Origin of the sequence: Marinomonas algicola, assembly GCF_014805825.1 — a bacterium.
In the GTDB taxonomy this organism is placed as follows: domain Bacteria; phylum Pseudomonadota; class Gammaproteobacteria; order Pseudomonadales; family Marinomonadaceae; genus Marinomonas; species Marinomonas algicola.
Genome location: NZ_CP061942.1, coordinates 74,791 through 98,740 on the forward strand (window position 1 = coordinate 74,791; position 23,950 = coordinate 98,740).

General features: G+C 41.9%; 23 protein-coding genes and 2 pseudogenes. 18 read left to right on the plus strand and 7 right to left on the minus strand.

Annotated elements, in window-relative coordinates:
• Window positions 1-168 precede the first annotated feature (168 nt).
• From IEZ33_RS20215 to IEZ33_RS20270, 12 genes and pseudogenes are all read left to right on the plus strand, one after another.
• Entirely contained in the window at window positions 169-1,116 is a 948-nt protein-coding gene (locus tag IEZ33_RS20215; RefSeq protein WP_191603724.1) for an IS30 family transposase, read from the plus strand.
• 194 nt (window positions 1,117-1,310) lie between these two features.
• Complete coding sequence (locus tag IEZ33_RS20220) at window positions 1,311-2,639, plus strand: TolC family outer membrane protein (protein WP_191603725.1); 1,329 nt, start codon at window positions 1,311-1,313, stop codon at window positions 2,637-2,639.
• 12 nt (window positions 2,640-2,651) lie between these two features.
• On the plus strand, window positions 2,652-3,506 hold the full coding sequence (lptE, locus tag IEZ33_RS20225) for an LPS assembly lipoprotein LptE (protein WP_191603726.1): 855 nt from the start codon (window positions 2,652-2,654) through the stop codon (window positions 3,504-3,506).
• Between the two features lie 18 nt (window positions 3,507-3,524).
• On the plus strand, window positions 3,525-4,409 hold the full coding sequence (locus tag IEZ33_RS20230; protein ID WP_191603727.1) for an OmpA family protein: 885 nt from the start codon (window positions 3,525-3,527) through the stop codon (window positions 4,407-4,409).
• A gap of 63 nt (window positions 4,410-4,472) precedes the next feature.
• Window positions 4,473-5,129 carry a transglutaminase-like cysteine peptidase gene (locus IEZ33_RS20235; RefSeq protein ID WP_191603728.1) on the plus strand — a complete coding sequence of 219 codons (657 nt, stop codon included), beginning with the start codon at window positions 4,473-4,475 and terminating at the stop codon, window positions 5,127-5,129.
• 32 nt (window positions 5,130-5,161) lie between these two features.
• Window positions 5,162-7,087 carry a bifunctional diguanylate cyclase/phosphodiesterase gene (locus IEZ33_RS20240; RefSeq protein ID WP_191603729.1) on the plus strand — a complete coding sequence of 642 codons (1,926 nt, stop codon included), beginning with the start codon at window positions 5,162-5,164 and terminating at the stop codon, window positions 7,085-7,087.
• Complete coding sequence (locus tag IEZ33_RS20245) at window positions 7,084-9,258, plus strand: type I secretion system permease/ATPase (RefSeq protein WP_191603730.1); 2,175 nt, start codon at window positions 7,084-7,086, stop codon at window positions 9,256-9,258. The genes IEZ33_RS20240 and IEZ33_RS20245 overlap by 4 nt, the downstream gene beginning before the upstream one ends.
• A 2-nt stretch (window positions 9,259-9,260) precedes the next feature.
• Window positions 9,261-10,604 carry an HlyD family type I secretion periplasmic adaptor subunit gene (locus tag IEZ33_RS20250; protein ID WP_240009716.1) on the plus strand — a complete coding sequence of 448 codons (1,344 nt, stop codon included), beginning with the start codon at window positions 9,261-9,263 and terminating at the stop codon, window positions 10,602-10,604.
• Window positions 10,604-11,242 (plus strand): response regulator transcription factor, encoded by a 639-nt coding sequence (locus IEZ33_RS20255; protein WP_191603731.1) that lies wholly within the window; start codon window positions 10,604-10,606, stop codon window positions 11,240-11,242. The genes IEZ33_RS20250 and IEZ33_RS20255 overlap by 1 nt, the downstream gene beginning before the upstream one ends.
• A gap of 113 nt (window positions 11,243-11,355) precedes the next feature.
• Window positions 11,356-12,038: pseudogene (locus IEZ33_RS20260) on the plus strand (IS3 family transposase); the annotation flags it as partial.
• 663 nt (window positions 12,039-12,701) lie between these two features.
• On the plus strand, window positions 12,702-14,225 hold the full coding sequence (gene ltrA, locus IEZ33_RS20265) for a group II intron reverse transcriptase/maturase (RefSeq protein ID WP_191603732.1): 1,524 nt from the start codon (window positions 12,702-12,704) through the stop codon (window positions 14,223-14,225).
• A gap of 80 nt (window positions 14,226-14,305) precedes the next feature.
• Window positions 14,306-14,782 (plus strand): annotated as a pseudogene (locus IEZ33_RS20270) (IS3 family transposase); the annotation flags it as partial.
• A 70-nt stretch (window positions 14,783-14,852) separates the two neighbouring features.
• On the opposite strand, the gene IEZ33_RS20275 reads toward IEZ33_RS20270, so the two are convergent.
• Both IEZ33_RS20275 and IEZ33_RS20280 read right to left on the minus strand, forming a co-directional pair.
• Window positions 14,853-15,137 (minus strand): helix-turn-helix domain-containing protein, encoded by a 285-nt coding sequence (locus IEZ33_RS20275; protein WP_191603733.1) that lies wholly within the window; start codon window positions 15,135-15,137, stop codon window positions 14,853-14,855.
• 227 nt (window positions 15,138-15,364) lie between these two features.
• Entirely contained in the window at window positions 15,365-16,258 is an 894-nt protein-coding gene (locus IEZ33_RS20280) for a hypothetical protein (RefSeq protein ID WP_191603734.1), read from the minus strand.
• 455 nt (window positions 16,259-16,713) lie between these two features.
• Here IEZ33_RS20280 and IEZ33_RS20285 point away from each other — a divergent pair, with 455 nt between their 5' ends.
• A complete protein-coding gene (locus IEZ33_RS20285) occupies window positions 16,714-17,817 on the plus strand; it encodes a tyrosine-type recombinase/integrase (RefSeq protein ID WP_191603735.1) in 1,104 nt (367 codons plus the stop codon).
• An 11-nt stretch (window positions 17,818-17,828) separates the two neighbouring features.
• Window positions 17,829-18,002: a group II intron maturase-specific domain-containing protein gene (locus tag IEZ33_RS20290; protein ID WP_191603736.1), complete on the plus strand. Its 174-nt coding sequence runs from the start codon at window positions 17,829-17,831 to the stop codon at window positions 18,000-18,002.
• Here the strand turns inward: IEZ33_RS20290 and IEZ33_RS20295 are convergent.
• Window positions 17,972-18,151 (minus strand): hypothetical protein, encoded by a 180-nt coding sequence (locus tag IEZ33_RS20295; protein WP_191603815.1) that lies wholly within the window; start codon window positions 18,149-18,151, stop codon window positions 17,972-17,974. The two genes, IEZ33_RS20290 and IEZ33_RS20295, sit on opposite strands and share 31 nt — an antisense overlap.
• 119 nt (window positions 18,152-18,270) lie before the next feature.
• On the minus strand, window positions 18,271-19,245 hold the full coding sequence (locus IEZ33_RS20300) for an IS5 family transposase (protein WP_191603737.1): 975 nt from the start codon (window positions 19,243-19,245) through the stop codon (window positions 18,271-18,273).
• Window positions 19,246-19,278: 33 nt separating this feature from the next.
• On the opposite strand from IEZ33_RS20300, the gene IEZ33_RS20920 reads away from it, so the two are divergent.
• Both IEZ33_RS20920 and IEZ33_RS20310 read left to right on the plus strand, forming a co-directional pair.
• Window positions 19,279-19,764, plus strand: a complete 486-nt coding sequence (locus IEZ33_RS20920) for an integrase core domain-containing protein (RefSeq protein ID WP_275672818.1) — start codon at window positions 19,279-19,281, stop codon at window positions 19,762-19,764.
• A 330-nt stretch (window positions 19,765-20,094) separates the two neighbouring features.
• Window positions 20,095-20,367: a hypothetical protein gene (locus IEZ33_RS20310; RefSeq protein WP_191603738.1), complete on the plus strand. Its 273-nt coding sequence runs from the start codon at window positions 20,095-20,097 to the stop codon at window positions 20,365-20,367.
• A 140-nt stretch (window positions 20,368-20,507) separates the two neighbouring features.
• On the opposite strand, the gene IEZ33_RS20315 is transcribed toward IEZ33_RS20310, so the two are convergent.
• The 3 genes from IEZ33_RS20315 to IEZ33_RS20325 form a co-directional block, all read right to left on the minus strand.
• Window positions 20,508-20,972, minus strand: a complete 465-nt coding sequence (locus IEZ33_RS20315; protein WP_191603739.1) for an RES family NAD+ phosphorylase — start codon at window positions 20,970-20,972, stop codon at window positions 20,508-20,510.
• Complete coding sequence (locus IEZ33_RS20320) at window positions 20,972-21,418, minus strand: antitoxin Xre/MbcA/ParS toxin-binding domain-containing protein (protein WP_191603740.1); 447 nt, start codon at window positions 21,416-21,418, stop codon at window positions 20,972-20,974. The genes IEZ33_RS20315 and IEZ33_RS20320 overlap by 1 nt, the downstream gene beginning before the upstream one ends.
• Before the next feature lie 168 nt (window positions 21,419-21,586).
• Entirely contained in the window at window positions 21,587-21,766 is a 180-nt protein-coding gene (locus tag IEZ33_RS20325; protein WP_191603741.1) for a hypothetical protein, read from the minus strand.
• Between the two features lie 541 nt (window positions 21,767-22,307).
• On the opposite strand from IEZ33_RS20325, the gene IEZ33_RS20330 reads away from it, so the two are divergent.
• Together IEZ33_RS20330 and IEZ33_RS20335 are read left to right on the plus strand one after the other, a co-directional pair.
• On the plus strand, window positions 22,308-23,333 hold the full coding sequence (locus IEZ33_RS20330) for a hypothetical protein (protein WP_191603742.1): 1,026 nt from the start codon (window positions 22,308-22,310) through the stop codon (window positions 23,331-23,333).
• Window positions 23,330-23,863, plus strand: a complete 534-nt coding sequence (locus IEZ33_RS20335; protein WP_191603743.1) for a hypothetical protein — start codon at window positions 23,330-23,332, stop codon at window positions 23,861-23,863. The genes IEZ33_RS20330 and IEZ33_RS20335 overlap by 4 nt, the downstream gene beginning before the upstream one ends.
• The last annotated feature ends 87 nt before the right edge of the window (window positions 23,864-23,950 follow it).

Genomic DNA, 23,950 nt, shown 5'->3' on the forward strand with positions numbered 1-23,950 from the left:
ACAAAAGGATATGTAAATTTACATGACTTTCTAGAATTAAACTGAAAAGATAAAATTCAATCAGCGCAAATTCAGATAATAAGTGCACCACTCATGGTTGAGTAGGTGGCGAGAGATCAACTGCCCATAGGTGGTATTCTAACGTCGCCAAACAATTAGAGTATTACCATGAGCTACAAGCAGTTGATCGAAGGACAACGATACCAGATTCAAGCCTATCTGAGCCAACATTTAAGTTATAGAGAGATCGGCAGACGACTCAATGTTAGCAATTCCAGTATCAGCCGAGAGTTGAGACGGCATACCATCAATGGCATTTACGAGCCAAACGTTGCGCAGCGGCGAGCCCAACATAGACGACACTGTGCTGCTAAAAGTCAGATCTCACAGAAAACTATCAACTATGTTGAGTTTGGCTTATCCCTCAAGTGGAGCCCTGAACAAATATCAGGCGTAAGCCGCCTAGTAGGATTACCTGTTAGCCATGAATGGGTTTATGGTTATGTGCATAGAGACAAACGCCGAGGCGGTAAGCTCTATAAGCATTTACGACATAACGGCAGACGATACCGCAAAGGAAGCCGCGCCAAACGGGTCATTATTCCTAATCGAATTGGCATCGAAGAACGCCCAGAGATAGTGGATACCAAACAACGTTTTGGCGACTGGGAGGTTGATACCGTTTTAGGTAAACAAGGCACTGGAGCGATTGTTAGCTTGGTTGAGCGAAAGAGCAAAATGTACTTAATCCGAAAAGTGCCCAAGAAAAGTGCTGAAGATGTCTGTCGAGCCGTTGGTGTTATGCTGTGGCGTTATCGACGTCACGTACATACGATTACCGCAGATAACGGAACAGAGTTCTGTGCTCACGAAAGTATCGCCCAGAAACTCAAGACCGACGTATATTTTGCTAACCCCTACGCCTCTTGGGAGCGTGGTTTAAATGAAAACTTTAACGGCCTGCTGAGACAATATATCCCTAAGGGAACGGACCTCAGAACGGTGACCGATGAAGAGATTGCGAAGGTGCAAAGGTCGCTAAACCTTAGACCAAGAAAGTGTCTTGGCTATAGACAACCTGCGGTCGTATTCGATAAACTACGAAGTGCAGCGTAATTTAGAGAGTGGTGAACTTCGGAGTTGAATTCGCGAGTAACTTTTCAATCGCTAAGAATTTACAGCAGCAGACTAAGGAAACATTAGGCAAAAGTTGCATCTTGAATCTTAAAATGTATCTTTTAGTTTTGAATTAATGAAAATTGTTATCTAATAGCAAATAATCAAGCCATAACAATGAGCAATGGAAAATTATGCTAACAAGATTAAGATCTTATACACTATTTTTACCTTTATTTAGCCTTTCTACCTTTAGCTTTGGCATGACCTTAGAGTCAGCTGTCAATGATGCTGTTATCAATAACCCTGAATTTAGAGCTGAAGTAAAACGCTATCACTCATATCAATCTGATTTACGCGGCTCTAAAAGCGGCTATCTACCAAGTATTGATTTAAAAGCAGGTATTGGTTATGAAGAAGTCGATAACCAGAGCATTGATAATACAGGGGAAGGCCTCACTCGTAAGGAAGCATCCATTGCTTTAACGCAAAACTTGTTCAATGGCTTCGGGGACGTTAATGAAGTAAAGCGTCAAGAATACCGCACCAACGCTCAGGCATTTTCTGCCATTGCAAGTGCTAATGACATCGCTTTAGAAACAATCGAGTCCTATATCGATCTTTTGAAGGAACAAGAGTTTCGTCAATTAGCCCTTGAAAATATGCGCACCCATCAGCAAATTTTCGAGCAAATCACACAACGTAACAACGCAGGTATTGGTGACCAAGTTGAAGTAGACCAGGCCAGCGCGCGTTTAGCTCTGGCTGAGTCTAATTATGCTGCGGCTGAAAATAACTATTTCGATGCGCAAGCACGTTTTCGCCGCGTGCTGGGGCGTGACCCTGACAATATGTTGGTTAAACCTGTTTTCCAAGAAACATTGCCTGACTCACTGGAAGAAGCAACAGAATTTGCACTGAACGAACACCCAACTTTGCGTACAGCAAATAACGACGTTCTAGAAACTGAATATCAATACAAAGCCGCCAGTCGCTTTCACTATCCTAGTGTGGATCTAGTAGTAGAACAGACATTTGATCACGACATTTCTGGTGTAGAAGGCAAAGACCATAACCTCCAAGCTATGCTTCGTCTAAGCTACAATCTGTACAGCGGTGGTCGTGACTCTGCCGATAAAGATCGTACGCAACACGAATATCAAGAGGCTAACGAAGTGCGTGACAATACACGCCGCCAAGTGATTGAAAACCTTCGCTATGCTTGGAATGCTAAGACTTACGTCGAGCAACAGCTTTCTTACATTGAGCAGCACATTAAACTTACCTACGACACGTTAACGGGTTACCGCAACCAGTTTACACTTGGCCGTCGTACCCTACTCGATCTTCTAAACACTGAAAATGAGTACTACAGTGCCACACAAAACTTGATCAGCAGCGAATACGAATTTTTAAAAGCGAATTACCGTGTGATGGATGGCATGGGGACACTTTTACCAAGCTTTGGTTTGAATTACGACTTTATTGAAGCCGATACTCAACTTACTCAAAATGATCAATAAAAGGATTTTATCATGATGACACGAAAAAACTATCTAATGTTATCGCTGATTGTTAGCAGTATTGCACTGACTGCATGCAGCACCCAACAGGTTGACTCGAACATTGAAGATAACGAGATATTCTTTTCTGCAAATGAGTTACATAGCCGTTTTAGTAGCACTATGCTGTCACATCGGAAGCCCGGTGAAATTGCGGTAAATTCGTTTGAAGCAAAACTTCGCAATAAAGTTCGTACTGAGCTCAATATCGATTTTGAATATTTGGCCAATGCATCGAAAGAAGAATTACTGGCTGATTTAAATCAGGCTGACACTCGCTTAAGTCATTTTAAACATGCCACCCATCGCGGTAGTGCTCAGGAGCAATTATGGGCGCTATTACCTGCATTGCCGACTCTTGAGCAACGTAAAGCTTTACAAGTTGCACTAGAGGAACGATTTAATGAATCCCCAAAACTTGCTAATACCCAAATGGCTGAGCTAATGGATTTACAGCTTAATAAACTGTTTGGTGATTTTACGATTAGTTTAGATGCCTTCACACCTGAGACAGAAAAATTTGAAACCTCTCTTATTAAAGAACTTAAATCGGAAGGGCTAAATATCAGCGCTCGTCGTCCGTCTTTGATACTGGAATATTTTATCGATACCTATAGCGATCAAGGTGAAGTTGAGCTTATTGCTGATTTTGAGTTAAAAAATCGCAGCAACCAAACATTCCATACTTTAAGCAGTGTCACTACCTATTCTTCAGCGGGTGGTCTACAAGCTCAAAAAGACGCTTTTTCATTTTTAGCCAATGATATCGCTGAGCAATTAATTGAAAAGTCCACAGCTCGCATCAATAACGTTAATCGCGTTAAGTAACTCAAAAGGACTGTTTTTATGAAGCTTGTATGGTTACCAATTACTGCAGCACTGCTTACCAGTCAAATGACTCTTGCAGAAACAAGCCAGCCATCACAAATTGGCAACAAAGACCTTTCACCTAATAAAGTGAATGAAATCTATGCTGATCGAGACTTAGATGGCTCTCTAACAAAAAATGACCAGTGCCAAAACTCATTGTTGAACTCGATGGTTAATACCATTGGTTGTGATTTGGATACCGACCTGGACGGTATCTTTGACAGAAATGACCAATGTCCTTCTACGCCAGCTGGACGTAAAGTGAACTTCCTAGGCTGTGAGGCGGACTCTGATAACGATGGAGTCGTGGATTCAATAGATCGCTGTCCATTGACACCTCTTGGTACTCGCGTAGACGCAAATGGCTGTAAGATTATCGGTGACTCGGATAATGATGGCGTTACTGACAATATTGACCAGTGCCCAGATACGCCAGCAGGTGTGGAAGTGAATCAGTTTGGCTGTCAACCTCGCACATCTTTGCTGGTTAACATCGTGTTTGATACGGCGTCTTGGGAGATTCGCCCAGACCAAGAAGCCTTTTTAATGGAAGATTTGAGCACACTCAAGGATCTACAGGAAGACGAAGTGGTTTTGATCGTTGGCCATACTGACAGTGTTGGTCGTGATGCGGCGAATATGCGCCTTTCTTGGAATCGTGCAGCCAGTGTGAAACAATACTTGATGTCGCATTCTGGCGTAGAATCCGCGCAGATCTATCTTGTTGGTCAAGGTGAGTCTGCTCCAGTTGCTGATAACAGCACCAGTGTTGGTCGTCAACAAAACCGTCGTATCGAACTTAAGGTGATGATACATGACTCACTGCCGCAAAACGCAGTTTTACAGCTTCCGCAAGAATAAAGTCACCTTATGGTCTAAATAGTTCGGTAATAATATGAGTGGTGCTTTCAATGGATAAAGATCGTGAACGTAAAGCATAAATGCTCTAGATGGATGATATTTTGCTTTCTTATTACTTTGCCAGTGCAGAGCACAACATCTATTCGCGTAATCACCCAAAAGGAAATTGATACAGCGGGCAATAAATATGGAGTGCTTGCTACGAGACGCATGCAAGCACTACTAACATTGATAGAGGAAAATTCCAGAAGACCCGAGCGATTGAAAGTCAATCTAGTCAATGATTTCTTCAGTAAGGTAACCTATATGGAAGACAGCAGAGTATGGGGTGCCACTGATTTTTGGGCGACACCTGCTGAACTGCTGGCGAAGGATAAAGGCGATGCCGAAGACTTCGCGATTGCTAAGTACTTCACACTGATTGCAATGGGTGTCGATGAGAAGAAGCTGTACTTTTCATACGTCACCGCAACGCGAATTAAACGCTCTCACATGGTTCTCACTTACTTCCGCTCCCCATCTTCAGAGCCGCTTGTATTAGACAGTCTGACTGATCGCGTACTCAAAGCAAGTGCTCGCTCAGATTTGATCCCGATCTACAGCTTTAATGCCAAAGATTTGAGAGACTCTTCTCAAATCTCTAGTAAAGAAGGCTTTGGTAGCTCTATGCACCAATGGGGACAGATGGTTAACCGTATGAAACAAAGTATTTTAAAGTAACCCTTTAACATTTACTCAACGATGGATTAAGTATGAGTTTTAAGTCAAATATTCTAATTTTTATAAGCGTTATGCTATTGGTGCTGCTAGTTGGCACATTTGGCTTAAATATGTCGACCACTCAAGCTTTTTTAGAAAAGCAGCTGCAGTCGCACTCCTATGATACAGCGAACTCCTTGGGGCTGTCCCTAAGTGCGGTCGCCGATAATCCATCGAGCGCTCAGACAATGATCGATGCCGTATTTGATCGTGGGCACTTTTCGGTCATTGAGCTTGTGAACATGGAAGGCGAATCCATTTATAAACGAACTTCCAAACCTGTTGATACCAGTGTTCCTAATTGGTTTGTTGAATTTGTTGATATTGAAATTGCTACGTCCAATGCCGTTGTACAAAAAGGCTGGATGCCAATCGGAAAATTGCAAGTACAAGCCCAAAAAGACTATGCCTATATTGAACTTTGGCTTGTATTTAAGAGCTTAGTACAGTGGTTTTTAGTGGCCGCTGCTATCTTTCTAAGCACCGCCTATTTTGCTATTCGTTTCTTATTGCGCCCACTAAAAAAAGCACAAAGGCAAGCCCATGCTATTGTCAACAAAGAGTATATTCTCCAAGAACCGCTTCCTGCGACAACTGAGTTTCGTCAATTAGCTCACGCCATGAATAGCATGGTTTTAAAATTGCAGCAGGTGTTTACTCGTGAAGCACAAGTGGCAGAAAAACTGCGCACCATGGCGTATCAAGATAGCGTTACGGGGCTATACAACCGCCATTACTTCGATATGACGTTCAACAGCATTGTCGATGAAGAGCAGTCAACAGCTCAAGGCAGCGTATGTTTATTACGCATCAACGGTCTGAAAGAGCTGAACACTCAATATGGCTATCAGTTAGGTAACGAGCTGGTTAAGCATATAGCGCAGCAATTTCATGATGTACTGGACAATAGTTCAGGCTTTTATGCGCGCTTAAACGGCATTGAGCTGATCGCGGTATTGCCAAATATCGAGCCTTTGGAGCTAAAGCAAAAGGTAAGTGCGCTGCTCGTTTATCCGCAAGCCTTGCAAGAAGAATTAAACTTTGAAGAAATGCCGATCATATTAACGTTTGCGATTTCTCGTTATCAACCGAATGAGTCGAAGTCCCACCTGTTTAGTCAGCTCGATTTCCTCATTCAACAGACGGAAGCAGACCATGCTGAGCCAATTCAACTGCAACCAGAGAGTGCAAACCATGCCTTTAATAACCAGCTTTGGCAGAATCTTATTCAGACTGCAATCACTGAACAACGATTCAAACTGTTTAAACAAGAAGCTTATGATGCAAATGGCAGCGTCTATGACAGTGAATTATTGGTGCGCATGGCGACCGAAGATGGAAAAATTCAATCCGCGGCTTACTTCATGCCAGCGGTCGAACAACTGAACATGCAAAGCACGATAGATGGGGTGGTTTTAGAGCTTGTCACTGAGCATTTACAGAACAACCACAGCACCAACCACCACTCTATCAACTTAAGCAAAGCACTGCTCAGTAATATTCCGCAATTTGAAGCGCTGTTACCTAAGTTTGAAAAAGCGAGAGGGGCTAACCTAGCGTTTGAGTTTCCTGAGTCTGCGGTCAACGAAAACCTCGATGCAGCCCAGAAGATATTCCATATTTTGCGTCAATTGGGCTTCAAAGTAGGCATTGACCGCTTTGGGATTCAGGTAGCCGATCTAAGCTATTTAAGAGACTTGAAGCCAGACTACATCAAACTGGACGCGTCATTCAGCGATCAAATCGAGTCAGATGATCACACCGGCTCCTATGTCGTAAGTATTTGTGAGGCTGCGAATAACTTTGACATCGATGTATTTGCTATGTCGATTGAGAAAGACGCTCAAGTGCAAACATTCAAGCAAGCTGGCGTTTCTTATTTCCAAGGTTACTATTTTAGCAGTCCGATCCCACTATGAGCGAAGCATTGCAGCACCAAGTAGATCAAGATGCACTGCATGTTGAATCTCATGATCCACTATTAGAGTGTTTGGTCATTTATACCAAACTTGCTCAGTCACCTTATACAAAAGATGCGCTAACTGCTGGTTTACCACTCAACGATGGCACATTGACACTAGAGCTCTTTAAGCGAGCAGCCAAGCGAGCAGGGGTAAAAGCCAGTTTTAAACAACGTACAATAAAAGAGATACCTCGCCTGGTACTGCCTTGCATTCTAACGCTTAAAGACCAATCAGCCTGTGTATTACAAGAAGTTGATCATCAAACAGGTCAAGCCAAGGTCATTTTTAGCTCTGCTCCAGAAGGCTGGAAGTCAGTCGCTTTGGACACATTAGAACAAGAGTATCTGGGCTACGCGATATACTTAAGTCATCTGCAACAACACGATAGCAACACTAAACCTTTGATCAACAATACCGACAAGCACTGGTTTTGGTCCTCTATCTGGCGCAACAAAGCCATGTACCGTGATGTTATTGCGGCTTCTTTCGTGATAAACATTTTTGTGTTAGCCAATCCCCTATTCGTCATGAATGTCTATGATCGGGTCGTACCAAACAATGCTATGGAATCCTTGTGGGTGTTGGTACTGGGCATCAGTGTTGTGTATCTATTTGATTTCGCGCTCAAGTACTTACGTACACACTTTTTAGAAACAGCCGCCAAAAAAAGTGATGTCTTGATTTCGTCTAAGCTCTTCGAGCAAACGCTAGGCTTAAGCCAAGCGAGCCGAACCGGTACCGTCGGTAGCTTTGCGAACAAGCTTAAAGAGTTTGACAGCATTCGTAACTTTATTACTTCCAGTGCTATTTCGGCACTGGTAGATTTGCCATTTGTTACGATTTTCTTAGCGGCTATTTTTTATCTTGCAGGCCAAATCGTTTGGGTGCCGATTATTATTATTTTGTTAATGGTGACTTACAGCTTACTCATTAGGAAGCCGATCCAACGTAGTATTGAAGCGACCTATGAGGCACAAGATCAAAAAAACAGCGTACTGATCGAATCGCTTTCGACCATGTCGACCGTCAAATCCTTAGGTGTTGAGTCAAAAATGCAATGGAAATGGGAGCAAGCCGTCGGTGAAATTGCTCGCACCAGCCTAAAATCTAAAATGCTACAAAGCTCTGTATCTCGTATGACGGGCTACATGCAGCAGATGAGTACGGTACTTGTCGTGCTCACAGGGGTGTACCTAATCGCTGATGGCGATTTAACACTGGGTGGCTTGATCGCTACTGTCATTTTAAGTCAGCGCGCTATTTCACCTATGGGGCAAGTAGCAGGACTGCTTGGCAGCTATCAACAAACGAAAACTGCTTTCAATTCGCTGAATGACTTGATGTCCAAAGATATTGAACGTCCTGAAAGTAAACGCTTTATTGCTCACCCTAATTTTGAGGGTAGCGTTGAGTTTGTGGATGTGACTTTTACATACCCAGGTGAAACAAAGCCAACCCTAAAGAATGTTTCATTCAAAATTGATAAACACGAAAAAGTAGGCATCATTGGTCGTATCGGCTGCGGTAAGTCCACCATCGAAAAACTCATCCTAGGTTTTTACCAGGTCGATTCTGGCTGTATTTTGATTGACGGTATTGATATCCAGCAACTCGATCCTGCCGAGCTGCGCCGTAATATCAATTATGTGCCGCAAGACGTGGTGCTTTTTCGTGGTGATGTGCGCGAAAATATTGCCTACCGTGCGCCTTATGTGGAGGACGATGTCATTATTCGTGCGTCTAAGCTTGCCGGCGTGGATGAATTTATTAAACGCCACCCAGCAGGATATGCTCTACAAGTCAGTGAAAACGGTCAAAACCTCTCTGGCGGCCAACGTCAAAGTATCGGTATTGCCCGCGCTTTGTTGTTAGATGCACCTTTTCTTCTATTGGACGAACCGACGAATACGATGGACGGTACGACGGAGCAAAAACTCCTTAAAAACCTTAAACAGGTTGAATTAAATACCACATTTTTGTTGGTTACCCACAAAATGAGCTTATTAGCCTTGGTTGATCGCTTACTAGTCGTAGAAGACGGGCAGTTAGTGGCCGATGGCGACAAAAATACGGTACTTAAAAGCTTGCAGCAAAAGGCCTCTTCGAACGCACAGAAGGAAGCTTGAGCATGTCATCCGAACCCACAAAGAAAAACTTACCTAAAGAAGATCTTGAGTTTGTGTCCAGCCTTAGCCAAGCCACGCTTGAGCAGCCTAAACGTTACTCTACTCTGATCACTTGGACGATTGTACTGGCTGTTTTGTGGCTTATTGTTTGGGCCAATATGGCGGAGTTGGATAAGATCGTTCGCGGCTCAGGCAAAGTCGTCCCGTCGAACAAAGTACAGATCGTACAGAACCTCGAAGGTGGCATTATCAGTGAGATTTTAACTTCTTCTGGCGATGTCATTGAAAAAGGTCAAACGCTTATTCAGTTGGATAATACACAGTTTGCCAGTTCATTCAGTGAAAAATTACTGGAGATGCAAGCGTTGCAGGCTAAAGCAGCACGCCTGGCCGCCGAAGCCAATTCGGCTGATTTTGTCACTCCAAAGCAATACGATTCAGACTTTGAGAAACAGTTTTACCAGCGTGAACAAAGCCTGTTTTTAAAGCGTAAAAAGCAGCAAAGCATTGCCATTGAAATTATTCAGCAGCAGATCGTACAACACCAAACCGAGCTGGATAATGCTCGTGAACAACTTGACCAATTGCGCGATTCACTCAAGCTTTTGGACCAAGAAATCGAAATGACGAAGCCGCTAGTAACACGGGGCTTCGCTTCAGAAGTCAGTCTACTCAAAACGCGCCGTGAGCGTAATGATACCTTTGGTAAGCTCAACTCTATTGAGCTGTCTATCCCTAAATATCGCGCTCTCATCGCAGAAACTCAGCAAAAAATCGCTGAAATTCGACAAACGAATCGTAATGAAGCACAAGAATCACTCAATGAAACCTTAGCCCGTATTTCACAGCTAGAAAACATCAATGTTGCCTTAGAAGACAAGGTACAGCGTACGAATATCAAGTCTCCTGTAAGTGGTGTGATCTCAGAACTTTTAGTCAATACCCTTGGGGAAGTGGTTCAACCCGGCAGTGACCTCGCCAAAATCGTGCCGATTGAAGACTCTCTCATACTCGAAACACGGGTTCAGCCATCTGATATTGGTTTTATCAAAAAAGGTCTACCTGCGAAAGTGAAGTTTACGGCGTACGATTTTGCCGTGTACGGTGGCTTAGACGGTACGGTCGAACAGGTATCAGCTGACACCCTGACAGATGAAGAAGGCAAAAGTTATTATCTGGTTCGGATTCGCACAGAAAAAAACTACTTGGGCACTGAAGCGTGGCCTTTGAGTCTAATGCCAGGTATGATGGCCAATGTCGATGTCATTGTCGGCAAACATACTATTCTAGATTATCTCCTCAAGCCCATCTTGAAGACTAAAGAACTAGCCCTACGAGAGTCCTAATGAGTACAGTTGAAGTACATAATCGATCCGTAGCAAAAGAACACTGCGTACTCTATACACAGGAGCCTAGAGCATTTAAAAAGTGGCTCTTTCTACGCAATGATATCCACGTAGTTCCAGAGTGCACGGGGAAACAAGATACGCGTGTTGTCGCGATATTTCATCTGCATAACTTTACACAACAGAGCCAGCAGCTAGAGCAGTGCATAAGACATCACAAGTGGGTTTTAGTGGTTACAAAAAAGAGCACTCCAAGTGAGGGAATTGCATTATTTAAAATGGGAGTAAAAGGTTATATTCAAGCCAATACGCCACTTGCCACTTTAGAACAAGCCATAACAACCGTCCGACAAGGCAACGTTTGGATCGGGCATGATGTGATGAGTGCTTTGATTCAAGGAGCCCAAGCAACACCTGATATTAAGGCGTCTGAAAATACAAAGTCTTGGTGCTGTGGCTTGACTGTCCGTGAAAGAGAAACCGCGGATGCGATCTTAGAAGGCAAAACCAATAAAGAAATTGCCGAGCAAATGAGCATATCAGAGCGTACCGTTAAATCTCACGTGCGCAATTTATTTGATAAGTTTGATGTCAACGACCGCCTCGCCCTAGTACTTAAGATTAAAAAGACGGAGTAGATGGATAATTTTTAAATTGTTGTAAGGAAGTAATTTGCAAAAGTTATCCTGAATCGCCCCCTCTATCTTAGACACTCTTTAACTATATAATGTACTTTAAAGAGGAGCCCAACATGGCCGGCGAACGATATAACGAAGAATTTAAGATGGCAGCGGTTAAGCAGGTAACTGAAGGTGGTTATTCAATTGCTGATGTTGCTAAGCGTTTAGGGATAACGACTAAAAGCCTTTATCACTGGCGTGATCGCTATGGCGAAAACGCTCACTCCTACCAAGAAAAACAATCCAATTCTGATGAGCTACGCAGACTTAAAGCAGAACTTAAACGTGTAACAGAAGAGCGCGACATCCTAAAGGAAGCCGCCGTGTTCTTTGCCGCCGAGTCGAAGAAAAATACACGTTAATAAAAGCTCGCCGACAGAAATACCCTGTGCGTACGCTCTGTCGCGCATTAGAAGTCCACCCCAGTGGCTTTTATGCTTGGCTTTCAAACCCCGTTAGCAAACGCGCCAAAGAAGATGATTATTTACTGGGTTTCATAAAGCAATATTGGCTAGAAAGTGGCTGTGTTTATGGCTATCGCAAGGTCTATAAAGATTTACGATCAACAGGTGAACAGTGTGGCAAGAACCGCGTATATCGACTGATGCGAACGGAGGGGCTTCAAGCTCAACGAGGATATAAGAGGAAAAATAACTATGGCGGTGGAGAACGATCAACGATTGCACCTAACCTACTTAACCGAGAGTTTGACGTTGAAAAGCCAAATACCGTTTGGGTAACTGATATTACGTACAGTGTGCTCGGAGTTCAGCACTAGCATGGAATGCTTTAATGAACCACGAGTCTATTTGAAATTCATAAATAAAATGGCAGGAGCTAGCCTGTTTATGGCGTTATCTGGTTGTGCAGATAGCAGAGTCTGAGCGGCAGTGACTTATTGTATGCTGATAAGGTGATGTAACTCGCTGACAACGGGGAGTGAGGCGAATTCGTTAAGCCAAGATGCTTTTCTAGACTAAGTAGTGGACGGATGAAGAACATGAACCGATTAACCCGCATCTATGGGCTGAAACGTCGCCATTGCCTACACGAATTAACAGGCAATATGGTGCTGAGACATCGTTACAAGTAGCGTCGATGTTACCGAGTTGGTAAGTTACATGTAGGTTCTTATCAATGGATGAGTACAAAATCACAATTCTGTACTTGAGCACTATCACCTTACAGTACGATAAGGTTAAAGACTGCGATCGGCATCCACCCCACTATGTTTGAGTTCAAATAGGTGAACCGAGGAAGGCTTGTAATGAATGCTAAGGGAGCAGACCCCGATGACATGCAAGTTGGCGGAGCGTCCGTAGTAGTCTGAGATGGGGAAAGCCCATTACATGGCGAAGGGACGCAGTTTAATTGATTTGCGCAAGCAAATTACCTGACCTTAATGAGGTGAAGACCTTTGATAATCAGCGAACTGCAACGTAAATTAGCAACATGGACAGCAACCGATAAAACGCGTCGCGTTAATCGATTGTTGCGCCTGATCAGTCACCCGCAATGGCTTTGCCAAGCGGCTGAAGTAACACTTTCTGCAAAAGGCGCTAAAACGCCTGGCGTTGATGGGATCACTAAAGTTCACTTACAGGCTAATTTGAATATTTACCTTGATAAAATCAGAAATGATTTACTCTCAGGTAATTATCAACCAATGCCTGCCAGACGAATTTATATTCCTAAAGCAAATGGAAAGCAGCGCCCTTTAGGTATACCCACCTTAAGAGACAGAATAGTACAACGTGCCATGCTCATGGCAATGGAGCCTATATGGGAAAATGATTTTCATTCATTATCCTATGGTTTTAGACCTGAGCGCAGTGTTCATCATGCAATTCGTACAATTAAGTTACAGCTAACTGATACCAATGTGCCACGGGGACGCTGGGTAGTTGAAGGAGATTTATCAAGCTACTTTGATACGGTTCACCATCAACTACTCATGACATGCGTACGTAAACGCATCAATTGCCGACGATTTAATGAATTGCTTTGGCGATTCATCAAAGCGGGACATATTGAACGCAACCTATTCTGTGCAACAAGCGAAGGTGTCCCACAAGGGGGCGTAATTTCTCCATTGCTGTCAAATATCATGCTGAATGAATTCGACCAGTACTTGGACAAATGTTACTTGAGTAAGAAAGCACGTAAAGACCGCTGGTACTGGAATCGTACTATCCAAGATAAACGCAACATTGCGCGAGAGGAAAAGAGACAATGGAAACCTGCGGTTGCTTATTGTCGTTATGCCGATGATTTTCTTGTGATTGTCAAAGGTAATAAACAACAAGCAGAAACAATTCGTGACCAATGTAGAAACTTCCTCGAAGGTAAGCTCAAACTCACACTCAATATGGAGAAAACCCATATTACGCATGTGGATGATGGTTTTATCTTCCTTGGGCATAGAATCATAAGAAAACGTGGTCCTAAAGGTAATATGCGTGTGGTGTCTGGTATTCCACATGGTAAGGCTAAAGCATTTTCTCATTCATTGAGCCAAGCTTTATCTAGTGATCTCAGTTGCAGCAAGATAGACAAGGTTGAACAACTCAGTCGAAAACTTAAAGGCTGGGCACAATTTTATCGCCATACTGATTATACCGCAAAAGTTTACAGTAAGATTGATCGTATCGTTTTCTGGAAACTTGCTAAGTGGTTGGCTAGGAAATATCGTTGCTCTATTAAGTCGTTAATGATGAAATGGATCAAACGTCCGACACCAAATCAGGCTAAGACTTGGGTGCTATTTGGTAAAAGCAATCGAGGTAATTTATGTGGTGCGTCACTCTTTAGATTAGTGAGTAGTTCTAAATTACAATTTCGTTGGCGATTACCTGAATCAAACCCCTACCTTAGAGATGAAATTAGGAATACTGTCACGTCTCGCTATATTGATGTTGCAATGGCTGTTAGCCACAATTAAACGGAGAGCCGTATGCGCTGAAAGGTGCACGTACGGTTCGGGGAGGAGAAGCAGAGAAATAGTTCGACTACGCTCTGCCTCTTACTCTACTTCGTACACGAGAAGGCTGGCTTTTTCTTGCTGTGATCATTGATCTATTTTCAAGACAAGTAATTGGCTGGTCTATGGATGGCTGTATTAATACAGATTTGGTACTTAATGCTATTACAATGGCTTGTTGGCGACGCAAGCCAAAGGGTGAGGTTATTGTTCATTCAGACCAAGGGTGTCAATACACGAGCTATGATTGGCAAAGTATGCTTAAAGCTAATAATTTAGTCCCAAGCATGAGTCGTAGAGGAAACTGCCATGATAATGCGTGTGCAGAAAGCTTTTTTGCACTGTTAAAAAGAGAACGTATTCGTCGTAGAATTTATAAGAACAAAGAGGAAGGTAAAGCAGATATATTTAATTATATTGAGCTGTTTTATAATCCAACTCGACGTCATGGAAATAATGATGACTTGTCACCAATGGAGTATGAAAAGAACTATTTTTTTAAACAAAGCAGTGTCTAGGAAACTAGGAGCGATTCAGAAACTAGGAGCGATTCATAGTCATTTACTCAAAACTCCATTTGCTGATTTATTAAGTTAATTGTAGCACGCCTTTGACGTTCTGCAAATTATTTTCAATCCATTTCTTGTTAATAGCACCCCAATCGCTAATCTGGTAAGTCAGGTTCTTTGTCCCACCTTCTTTTTCAAGCAGTATGTCTAGCTCAGACAATGCCACCAACGTATCTTGCAAGGTGCGTTTAGGCATTCCTGCTTTCTCAATTAACAAGGGTGCTGTGTTGACTCCAGAATCAATCAAATAGGCTACATATAAGCGTCTGTAGTAGCTTGTCTTGGTTTTGCTGTAGATTGTCATTAATATCTCTATCTCATGGCGTTATTTTGTGGAGTTCGGTATTTTGACTCGACTGTACAATTTCGATAACACCGCTTCTAATTCTCGTTCGTGCGGTCTTACTTTTCGTTCAAGTGTTCGTTTCTGCTTGATGCCTGAGACTCGCATTAAGTCTTTCCATCCCGCACCACCACTCTCTAACCATTTGTTGCACATGTCAGATTAGGTCTGAGCTAGTAAAATCTGTATTAATCAAACATCACCATACCTGTTGTTGAGTGTTTTGAATTTAACGCTATGGCGCTGTAATAACCATATAATATCGTGGAAATCGCCTTTATAGCCTGATCTTTACTACAGTTTTCAACAACATGAGCTAATGTATTTTTTAATAAAACCAATGTGTTTGTGTTACAAAGCTCAAGACAATCAAGTGAGACAACATTCAACTCAACCCAAGCTACTGTCTGAAGAATGTCCTTTATCATATTGTAAGACATTGTTTTTTGATTTTTTTTCTTGATTATTTGTTGAATGTTGGAAGCATTGAATTCGTTCTCTGGGTCTTCTAAGAGTGTTACTAACGCTTCTGCGGTAGCTAGTGAGACTTTATTAAATCGACACGCCAAGGGCGGCAGAGTTCGTGTTGATCCCGTTTTTTCTGCCAGCGCCTTAGTGATCAGCAACGGAAAAACAACAAGGTTGTTGAACGCCTTTATTTTTTCAAACAATGTTTCTGTATCCTCGAGTGCTCCGGGCTTTGCTATCCTAGCTGCGATACGAGTCTGAATTGCATATTCAACCACATCAACATCAGGCCCCCTGCTCGCAACTACATGAGCCACATATATCATGTCGCGAATTTTTATTGCAGACGATTGACTGAGGTTATTAACAACCTCGTTTTCTTTTGCGATTCTTCGAATGTCTGAAAGCGTTAAGCTTTGATCGTGCTCCAGTTTTTTACATTCTTTGATTGAGAGTTTTAATACGTCTAATAACCCTAAACTCATAGATCCATCTGCATTAATAACGTTTCTATCAATAGCTGACTGAATAACCGACTTCAGCTCACCGACTAAAAGGTTTTTTACCAAAATGCGCTTGGTTCGTTTGCCTTTTGCTTGCGTATGTTCTGACAATTTATGCACTCCCAGTGAAACTTTAAAAAATTAACTTGGTACGGTATTGGTACTATATTGTTACGATACTATATAGAAAAAACAAACTCGTTGGAATCAATGAAGGTAAATTTTAAATTAAATAAATAAGATAAATAGTTTACATTGTTTATTTTATTTTAAGGATTCACGCCCGCTATGCCCAATAACTTTTAAAAAATGAAGCACACGAGAGTGCACTGGTGAAAGAATTACCTTCATCAGAGTACTTAAATTTTTAAAAACTCTATAAAAATAAATTGAATTACCTATCAATAATATACATTAAGTAATTGTTTTATATGATTTTTTTAAGTATCCCTAAGTTAAATTTATTACTTTATGAAACATACATTTCATAAAGTAATTATTGTTGATACAAGTACGGTACTAAGTTAATATTTTCAGTACTTTCAAAAATCAGAGGATTTACGGTAATGGCCACTCATGATGTTTCTGAGACTACGGCAACCCATAGCTCTAACAACTTCCCTGAAGCGCACAGGACTACGCCTGAACTCTCAGAGCTAGCTAAACAGACGTTTACACGCGCCGCAAACTCTACAGGCACGCTAGCAAGCTATGAAAGCGACTATCGAGTATTCAAAGCATGGTTCTTTCAAACAAACTCACAGCCGCCAGTCACCGACATCCACATAATTAATTTTTTAGTGGATCAATATAATGGGGTGCTTTCAAAATACGATAAGAAAAAAGGAAAACTCAGTAATGGCGGGTGCGTATCCCCGTTTACTCTCGACAGAAGACGCTGGGCAATTTTGAAACTACTGGCAAGAGATGGGGAGCGACTGAATGAAGAACAGAGAGAAAACGTATCCAAGGCTGTTCAGCAACTAAAAATGAGTTCTGACCAGAAAAAACCTCTTCGAAAACGAGGTCAGGCGTACCCACTGCGCTGGAGTGACATCGAGGCGATGGTGCTATCTCCATTAATGAGAAGCAAACCAAAATTTGTCAAATTACGTGACTCCGCTCTTCTTGCCTTATCGGCCGTAACCGGTGCGCGTGAATCTGAATTGCTTGGAACGTTCGGCATGAGAATCAAAGACATTGATATTTATGATAATTATATCGACTATCGCAGAGTTGTCTTGAAGAATGGAAGCCGTGATCACTCATTTAAAGGCAAAATATCAATGTCCACCAGCTCAAAAATATGCGCCGTCCATATCATAAGAAAGTACATAGAATTCCTTACAAAAGACAAAAGCGTAACTGGTGAAACCAAAATATTTCTAAGGTCAAATAGGCGCGGAGAAGTTTATAAAAAAGAAGGTGTTCCACAAACTCTGGGGGCCACAACTTTTGATAACATTCTTAGAGATTACGCGCTCAGTTCCGACATTGACTTTTCTACCGCAGGTTTAATATCCGGCCATTCAGTGCGAATGGGGCTAGTGGTTGGACAAGTAGAGGGCGGCATGTCTTATGAATCAATCAGCAAAATTACAGGGCAATCGATTACGACCGTTGAGCGTTATGCGAAACAAGCTCAGGTTGCAGCATTTAGCGGCGAATAGATTTGTCCTAGGTGTCGGTTTATCGCCCTTTTGATAAAAGTGCTCTAAATATCGACCAAATAGTGAAGAAGATTAATCCTCAGTTAAGAGGGTGGATCAATTACTATGGTAAGTTTTACCCAAGTGAAACTACAGAAAATTCTGCTCTAAGTTATTATTCTTTTAAAAACTGGGCTTTGAAGTAGAGTCTTATTTTTTCTATGGATTCATTATTGTTTACTAAGTCTAATTTTAATTCCCCCAATTTTTTATCGACTTCAGGGATTCTACTATATTCTAGTTGTTTTTTTGCTGCTTCTAGTTTTTCATCTGCTTCTAGGGAAGCTGCGATCAAGAAGTCACAATGCACTAAACTTTTTTCATTCGAGAAAAAAATCACGATATGTCATTCATTTTAGTGCTTTTCGTAACTAAGTGAGCCAATTTGACCTTATTAAGTGGGTTTTGAACGGACTAACCCCTTGCCGCTCGTATCATCTGATCGATCCTAAACACATTGGCTAAGGCAAACAGCATCGCCAGTTTGTTGTCATTCTTTTTAAGACCTCGATAGACCACTTTCCTAAAACCAAACTGACGCTTTATGATCCGAAATGGGTGTTCTACTTTTGCTCGAATGCTGGCTTTAATGTATTCCGTTTGGATCGGTAGCTTGTTTATTCTCGGATGCTTTTTGAGAAGGCGTACCTTACTTGGCATCTCAGCAATCAACCAATCGGCTTTGATGTCTTTAAGTTCTTCTCGTTTTTGCGCGCCCCGATAACCTGAATCCGCTGATATAAAAGTCTCGTCACCATGAAGCAGATTTTCTGTCTCTGTGATGTCATGTACGTTAGCCGCTGTCGTACTTAAGCTGTGCGTTAGGCCAGTTCTAGCGTCTACGCCAATATGAGCTTTTAATCCAAAGAACCACTGCTTACCTTTTTGTGTCTGGTGCATCTCGGGATCGCATGCTTTTGCTTTATTCTTCGTTGAACTGGCAGCCTCAATGATCGTGGCATCGACAATCGTGCCTTCTTTTAAGTAAATTCCTGCGCTGGACAACCACTTATTGACCTCTTTAAATAGCTGACGGGAGAGCTTATGTTTTTCCAGCAAGTGCCTAAAATTCATAATAGTCGTGTGGTCAGGAATAGCACTGTCCAGCGACAGCCCGGAAAACAAGCGCATTGACGTGATTTCATAAAGCGCATCCTCCATGGCAGGGTCACTCATGTTGTACCAATGTTGCATGCAGTGAATACGAAACATGATGGACAACGGATACGGTCTTCTTCCTTTTCCGGCTTTTGGGTAGAAAGGTTCAATTACCGCTTCAAGCTGATCCCAAGGCATCAACTCATTCATCCGAGAAAGAAAAATTTCTTTGCGTGTTTTACGACGCTTATTGTTGAATTCACTGTCGGCAAAAGTGAGTTGATGTGACATGGTCAAGCTCGAAGGTTAAAAATGAATTGTCTCATGAGAAGGACTTATTCGCATCTTCCTTGGCTAGCTGAAGATAATACCGCTGTTTTACCATTACCAGCAGCTACCACCTTACAAGGCTTATATCAGTTATTATTAGAAGCATTACTACCGCAGCTGCCTTCATACCAAGTGCCAACAAAAACCGCTACAAGAACAGAAGCACCTGGCATAAATGAAACACTAACGAGCAAAGCGATAGAAGAATCTGGCTCAATTTCAAAATCACCAACTATTGTGAAAACAGTACAGCCGCCAAGCTTACAAGAAAAGCTGGCAGCCCTTGCTGAAATAGAAATCCTCAATAAACAACTAGCTCAAGTGAAAAGTAAGCGTGACAAAGAAAAACAATTTAATCGCCGGCAAGCACTGAACGACCAATGGGTGAGTAAACACCTTTTTGAAACATTAAATGAAGTAGAATGCTATGCAACTAAGTGGTTATGGTTTTACAATAACGAACGACCACATAAGGTGTAGTAGCTCAGACCCGATCTGACAGTTACCCGTTTTGAACGGTATCTGTTAGTTTAGATTTGAGCTACTACAGTTTAGATAGTGTGCTCGATATTTAAATTTTTAAGCTGACACAGAATTTTGAACGGCCCCTTTTTTACCACAAACCTAAGATTGGATCTTAGACACTTCATTGAGGTACTACTTTAAACCCCTAAAGACTTAATAACTTATTCTTTGTTTTCGCTGCCCATGCCTCACATGCTTCTTTCTCTGTCAAATTCTTTGAATCTGGATGTCCTAAAAAATAAGTTGCTGTAGTAAGATCACTTATCCTAAGTCTATCCCATTGCAATGCTTGTTGATTTCTATCCGTATCACTACGCACATAGTGAAAAAGCTATCTTTTCTGCTAAAGGCTTGCTTGAAGGGTATATGAATTTTAACAAAAACAAGCCATTCTCAATAAAAACAATTGATAAACAGGCAGATGAATTACATAAAGTTGGTATTATCGTTGGCGCATCTATCGCTCAAGAAGAGATTGCTAAGCACTGCAAGCAAAGTGCGGTTGAAATATCCGACATTACCTTAGCACCGATCGGCTTTGATGGGTTTGGGGAATAATATGAAAACGTAACCATCTATAATTTGGTAAGACAGTGTTGGTGTTCTCCCCATCTCTAGAAACACAATGAGATGTGCTTAATATGTGTGGATTCAGCCCGACAGAGAAAGAAAAACCACCAGCATTTAACCTGATTTGATTAAACCCCTTTGACAAGCCGAGAATCAATACCGAAGGCCATTCTCTGAGCCTGGCTTACGAACTCATTGCTTTTTGGGTGCGCTGGATTAAGCAGTGCACACCAGTCGCCAGAAATAGCGCTGGGCACTAACAAAACGAGACTTTGCTGGCTCTCAATCCAATCGCTCCCCAAATCAGCCAATTCTTTTGGCGCTGGATACGATCGCCAGTTATTAGGTAAATCGCTACTCGCTAGCCTCATAATTTCGTCATCTGGCACCTCAATGCTAAGCATAGCATAGTCACTCAAAACAGTTTGGGTGTCTAAGTGAACAACTGTCTCAAGTATGCACAACGACTTAGACTCACTTAAATAAACACATTTTAAACCTTTGTTGTTCCAACGCCCACCATACTGTTCTGCGCCAAAACCACTGAATGCAGAATCAGCAAACTTCATTTCGCACAATCGGTAAAAAATCATTACACGATCACGCCATTTTTTATTTTACCAATCAAGTCAATTACGGCCTCTTGGCCAAGTGGTTTTTTAGCGTAATTCGCTGGGCTAATACCTCCAAGCGCCATCGCTGGTTTTTCCAGCCAAGCCTCTGCTTTATCCTTATCGTTGTCGAAAAGTGAAAGTACTGAATCAAGCAAACGCGCTCCCATGTAGGCTCTGACAGCGGCTTTACCCTCCCATCGTCGGCCTTTTGCATGCCTGGTGATTGTAGCTCTATCAACCCCAATCGCTTTTCCAACTATTCGAGACGCAATTTTAGATTTCGTTACGACGACACTAACAAAGTCTGGATCAAACCCCGACTCGATTTGCGTAGACGCGCTAACCGGATCAGCCGAAAGAGCCAGTTCAGACAGAAGGCCGCGATTATGTTTTGCTTTTGATGGTTTAAATGAACGGATGGTCATGACTACACCTCATACTGTGTCCAATGCATCATTTAATTGTAGCACACGCAACAAGTGTTACAAGCAAAACTCAAGTACTGAATACCTGGTGCACGACGATATTAAAGTTTGATATTTTCAAGCTTCACATGGCTAGTGATCACTCTTTGAAATCATCAAACATTAATATTAAATAGCAGACATGGTCGCACAACGATAAATTGTTCTTTCTTTTTGAATTTGACGCAACTGTTCTTGTAGTTTTTCAACCTGAATGGCTACTTCATGCTGCTTGTCATGGGGGATTTCTGAAATGTCTTGAAGTGTAATTTGTTCTAAGCTAATTAATAGCATTTGTAAATTTTTCATATATTCACTCCTTGAACGTTTGTATAATTAAGAATGGCCTTTCGTAATGAATTATTTTTTAACTCGGTCTTTAGAGCTGAACCATCTACCCACTTGTGATTTTGTTGTTTCACATAATACCTCAGAAATACATCAAGTGCTGCAAGCATTTTTTATACGGAACATATTCCATTGCATTCATCTCATCAAAACACTCCTTTCTTCCTATTTCCCCTCCCATCTAACAACACACCCACTCACTCTACCTTAACCAAGGTCAAACCACCAAAGTAAATTGGCCTCAAAAATGCAATCCTTCCTATTAACGCTGTGGCCCTGTCTTCCGCCCTTCCCCGAAAAAAGAAAAAAAAGAAAAAGAGAAAAAGTGAAAAAAGCAAAAGCTCGCGTGTGGGCTTAGCAAGATTTCATGAGGTTAAGAGAAAGTGAATGGAAAGGGAAAGGAATGGTTAGATAGGTTGATCAATATGTTCCGTATAAAAATAGTAATGCTCCTCGCCAATGTGATATGATAACTACCTCTTTAATCGCAATGGTTCTCTTCATGTCCGACCCTATCGATAACCAACTACTTTCTCTATTCTCCGAAATCAAACGTCTTAGTCACGAAATAAAGTCCTCTCTAATTAATCAACCTCCCTTCTTCCAAAAAGCCGCCATTCAACCCCATCGATCTGGCTATAACAAAGTTAAACCCCCTTTCGACCCCATTCATCAACACCATATTTATTACATAAAACCCCTACAGGTTTCCGAAAGTGACGATGGCGAAGTCTCTATCGAATTGACCAATCTCGACTACAACCCTCAACCTAGAAATCTTAGCGAATCCATACATGACATATATGGCTTTTCTTCTCTTCCTCACCGCGCCCTCAATGCTCACCACCGCTATGTGGGCTATATCATTTGCTCTGAGAACCAAACAAACACATTTAATAACGTCGTAGCATTAAATCTGCGTAAAGACGAGTTTAAAGCCCTGGCTTCCGAACAATTTAAAATCTATCGCTCCCAATACGATTCCATTAACAACATGCTTATCTCAAGAAACATCATTCTCGAACAAGATAACTTTGAGATCATTACTCGACACGCACGACAAGCCGCTATCGACAAAACACTTGAACGTATGACACTCAGTTGGAAAACCTCAGGGGATACTCAAAAATCAAGGGGGAACTATCAAGAAGCACTAAAAAGATTTCCTGAAGAACACTCACTACGCACTGAGAAGCAAATCAAGCTAATGAACGCCATCCATAAATATCCAGACGCTAAATTTGTCGTCCGATTTAAGCAACGTCCTGCTCCAGTACTCTCTGTTAAATACGAAGAAGAAAAGTCATGGGAAAAATCCTTCCCCATCGTTTCCCCCCTGATTATTTACAAAATTGCAAGCGATTCCGAGTTCAGGGTGACCCTTCCGCGTCTCCAGGTGACGCTGGTGGCCGGTGAAATCGTCCCAAAACAAAAAACAACCAGTCGTAAAAAAATGAACGCAATCAGATTGGTTAAAGATCAAAACTGGTTTGCTCTATTTCCAGAAAAAAAGGATGATGGCAAATGAAGCCAAAAAACGACTCCCCCTCTCAATACGAAACAGTAGACAGGTCATCTGTTAGCATTAGCAACGCCAAAGGCACCGCCTCATTCACGATCACAAAAAAGAACAACATATATGAAAATGAGATAAAGTCCTTCGAATACATGTTGTCGTTAGTATCAAATGCCGCCGGTTTTTCACCTTTTTCAGTTCTGTTAGATGTTGAAGACATACTTAACCTTGCTTATAGCCTTAACCGGCTTCGAGTCCATGCGTTTAAAAAAGTAACCAAATCCACAAACATCACAATCTGCTCTCGCGGTGGTCGTAACTTTACACTTCAGCTCAAAGACATGTCTCAACACAAGGCCAACGACCCGATTTGTTTGGCCTATTTCAACTTTTCTAAAGAAGAAAAATATTTTCTCCCCCTCTCCTCGCTATCTGCGTCTAGCATCTATGCAAAATGCATCGAGTTTCTTGCTGTAAACCATGGCTGCGTTCCAAGCGAACTGCCTATCTTCTATCCCTTTTTATTTAAAGCTGAACTTTAGTCATGCCATTAGAAATCACATACTAAGGCTTCTCCTTTAACGCTTTGAGGGAGGCTAAATGCAAGGTGCGGTTTGATTCAGGAGCAA

Coding starts and splice junctions, on each gene's coding strand:
- IEZ33_RS20215 (WP_191603724.1), top strand. CDS start 169: ATGAGCTACAAGCAGTTGATCGAAGGACAACGATACCAGATTCAAGCC.
- IEZ33_RS20220 (WP_191603725.1), top strand. CDS start 1,311: ATGCTAACAAGATTAAGATCTTATACACTATTTTTACCTTTATTTAGC.
- lptE (WP_191603726.1), top strand. CDS start 2,652: ATGATGACACGAAAAAACTATCTAATGTTATCGCTGATTGTTAGCAGT.
- IEZ33_RS20230 (WP_191603727.1), top strand. CDS start 3,525: ATGAAGCTTGTATGGTTACCAATTACTGCAGCACTGCTTACCAGTCAA.
- IEZ33_RS20240 (WP_191603729.1), top strand. CDS start 5,162: ATGAGTTTTAAGTCAAATATTCTAATTTTTATAAGCGTTATGCTATTG.
- IEZ33_RS20245 (WP_191603730.1), top strand. CDS start 7,084: ATGAGCGAAGCATTGCAGCACCAAGTAGATCAAGATGCACTGCATGTT.
- IEZ33_RS20250 (WP_240009716.1), top strand. CDS start 9,261: ATGTCATCCGAACCCACAAAGAAAAACTTACCTAAAGAAGATCTTGAG.
- IEZ33_RS20255 (WP_191603731.1), top strand. CDS start 10,604: ATGAGTACAGTTGAAGTACATAATCGATCCGTAGCAAAAGAACACTGC.
- IEZ33_RS20275 (WP_191603733.1), bottom strand. CDS start 15,137: ATGACAATCTACAGCAAAACCAAGACAAGCTACTACAGACGCTTATAT.
- IEZ33_RS20285 (WP_191603735.1), top strand. CDS start 16,714: ATGGCCACTCATGATGTTTCTGAGACTACGGCAACCCATAGCTCTAAC.
- IEZ33_RS20300 (WP_191603737.1), bottom strand. CDS start 19,245: ATGTCACATCAACTCACTTTTGCCGACAGTGAATTCAACAATAAGCGT.
- IEZ33_RS20920 (WP_275672818.1), top strand. CDS start 19,279: ATGAGAAGGACTTATTCGCATCTTCCTTGGCTAGCTGAAGATAATACC.
- IEZ33_RS20310 (WP_191603738.1), top strand. CDS start 20,095: ATGCTTGTTGATTTCTATCCGTATCACTACGCACATAGTGAAAAAGCT.
- IEZ33_RS20315 (WP_191603739.1), bottom strand. CDS start 20,972: ATGATTTTTTACCGATTGTGCGAAATGAAGTTTGCTGATTCTGCATTC.
- IEZ33_RS20320 (WP_191603740.1), bottom strand. CDS start 21,418: ATGACCATCCGTTCATTTAAACCATCAAAAGCAAAACATAATCGCGGC.
- IEZ33_RS20325 (WP_191603741.1), bottom strand. CDS start 21,766: ATGAAAAATTTACAAATGCTATTAATTAGCTTAGAACAAATTACACTT.
- IEZ33_RS20330 (WP_191603742.1), top strand. CDS start 22,308: ATGTCCGACCCTATCGATAACCAACTACTTTCTCTATTCTCCGAAATC.
- IEZ33_RS20335 (WP_191603743.1), top strand. CDS start 23,330: ATGAAGCCAAAAAACGACTCCCCCTCTCAATACGAAACAGTAGACAGG.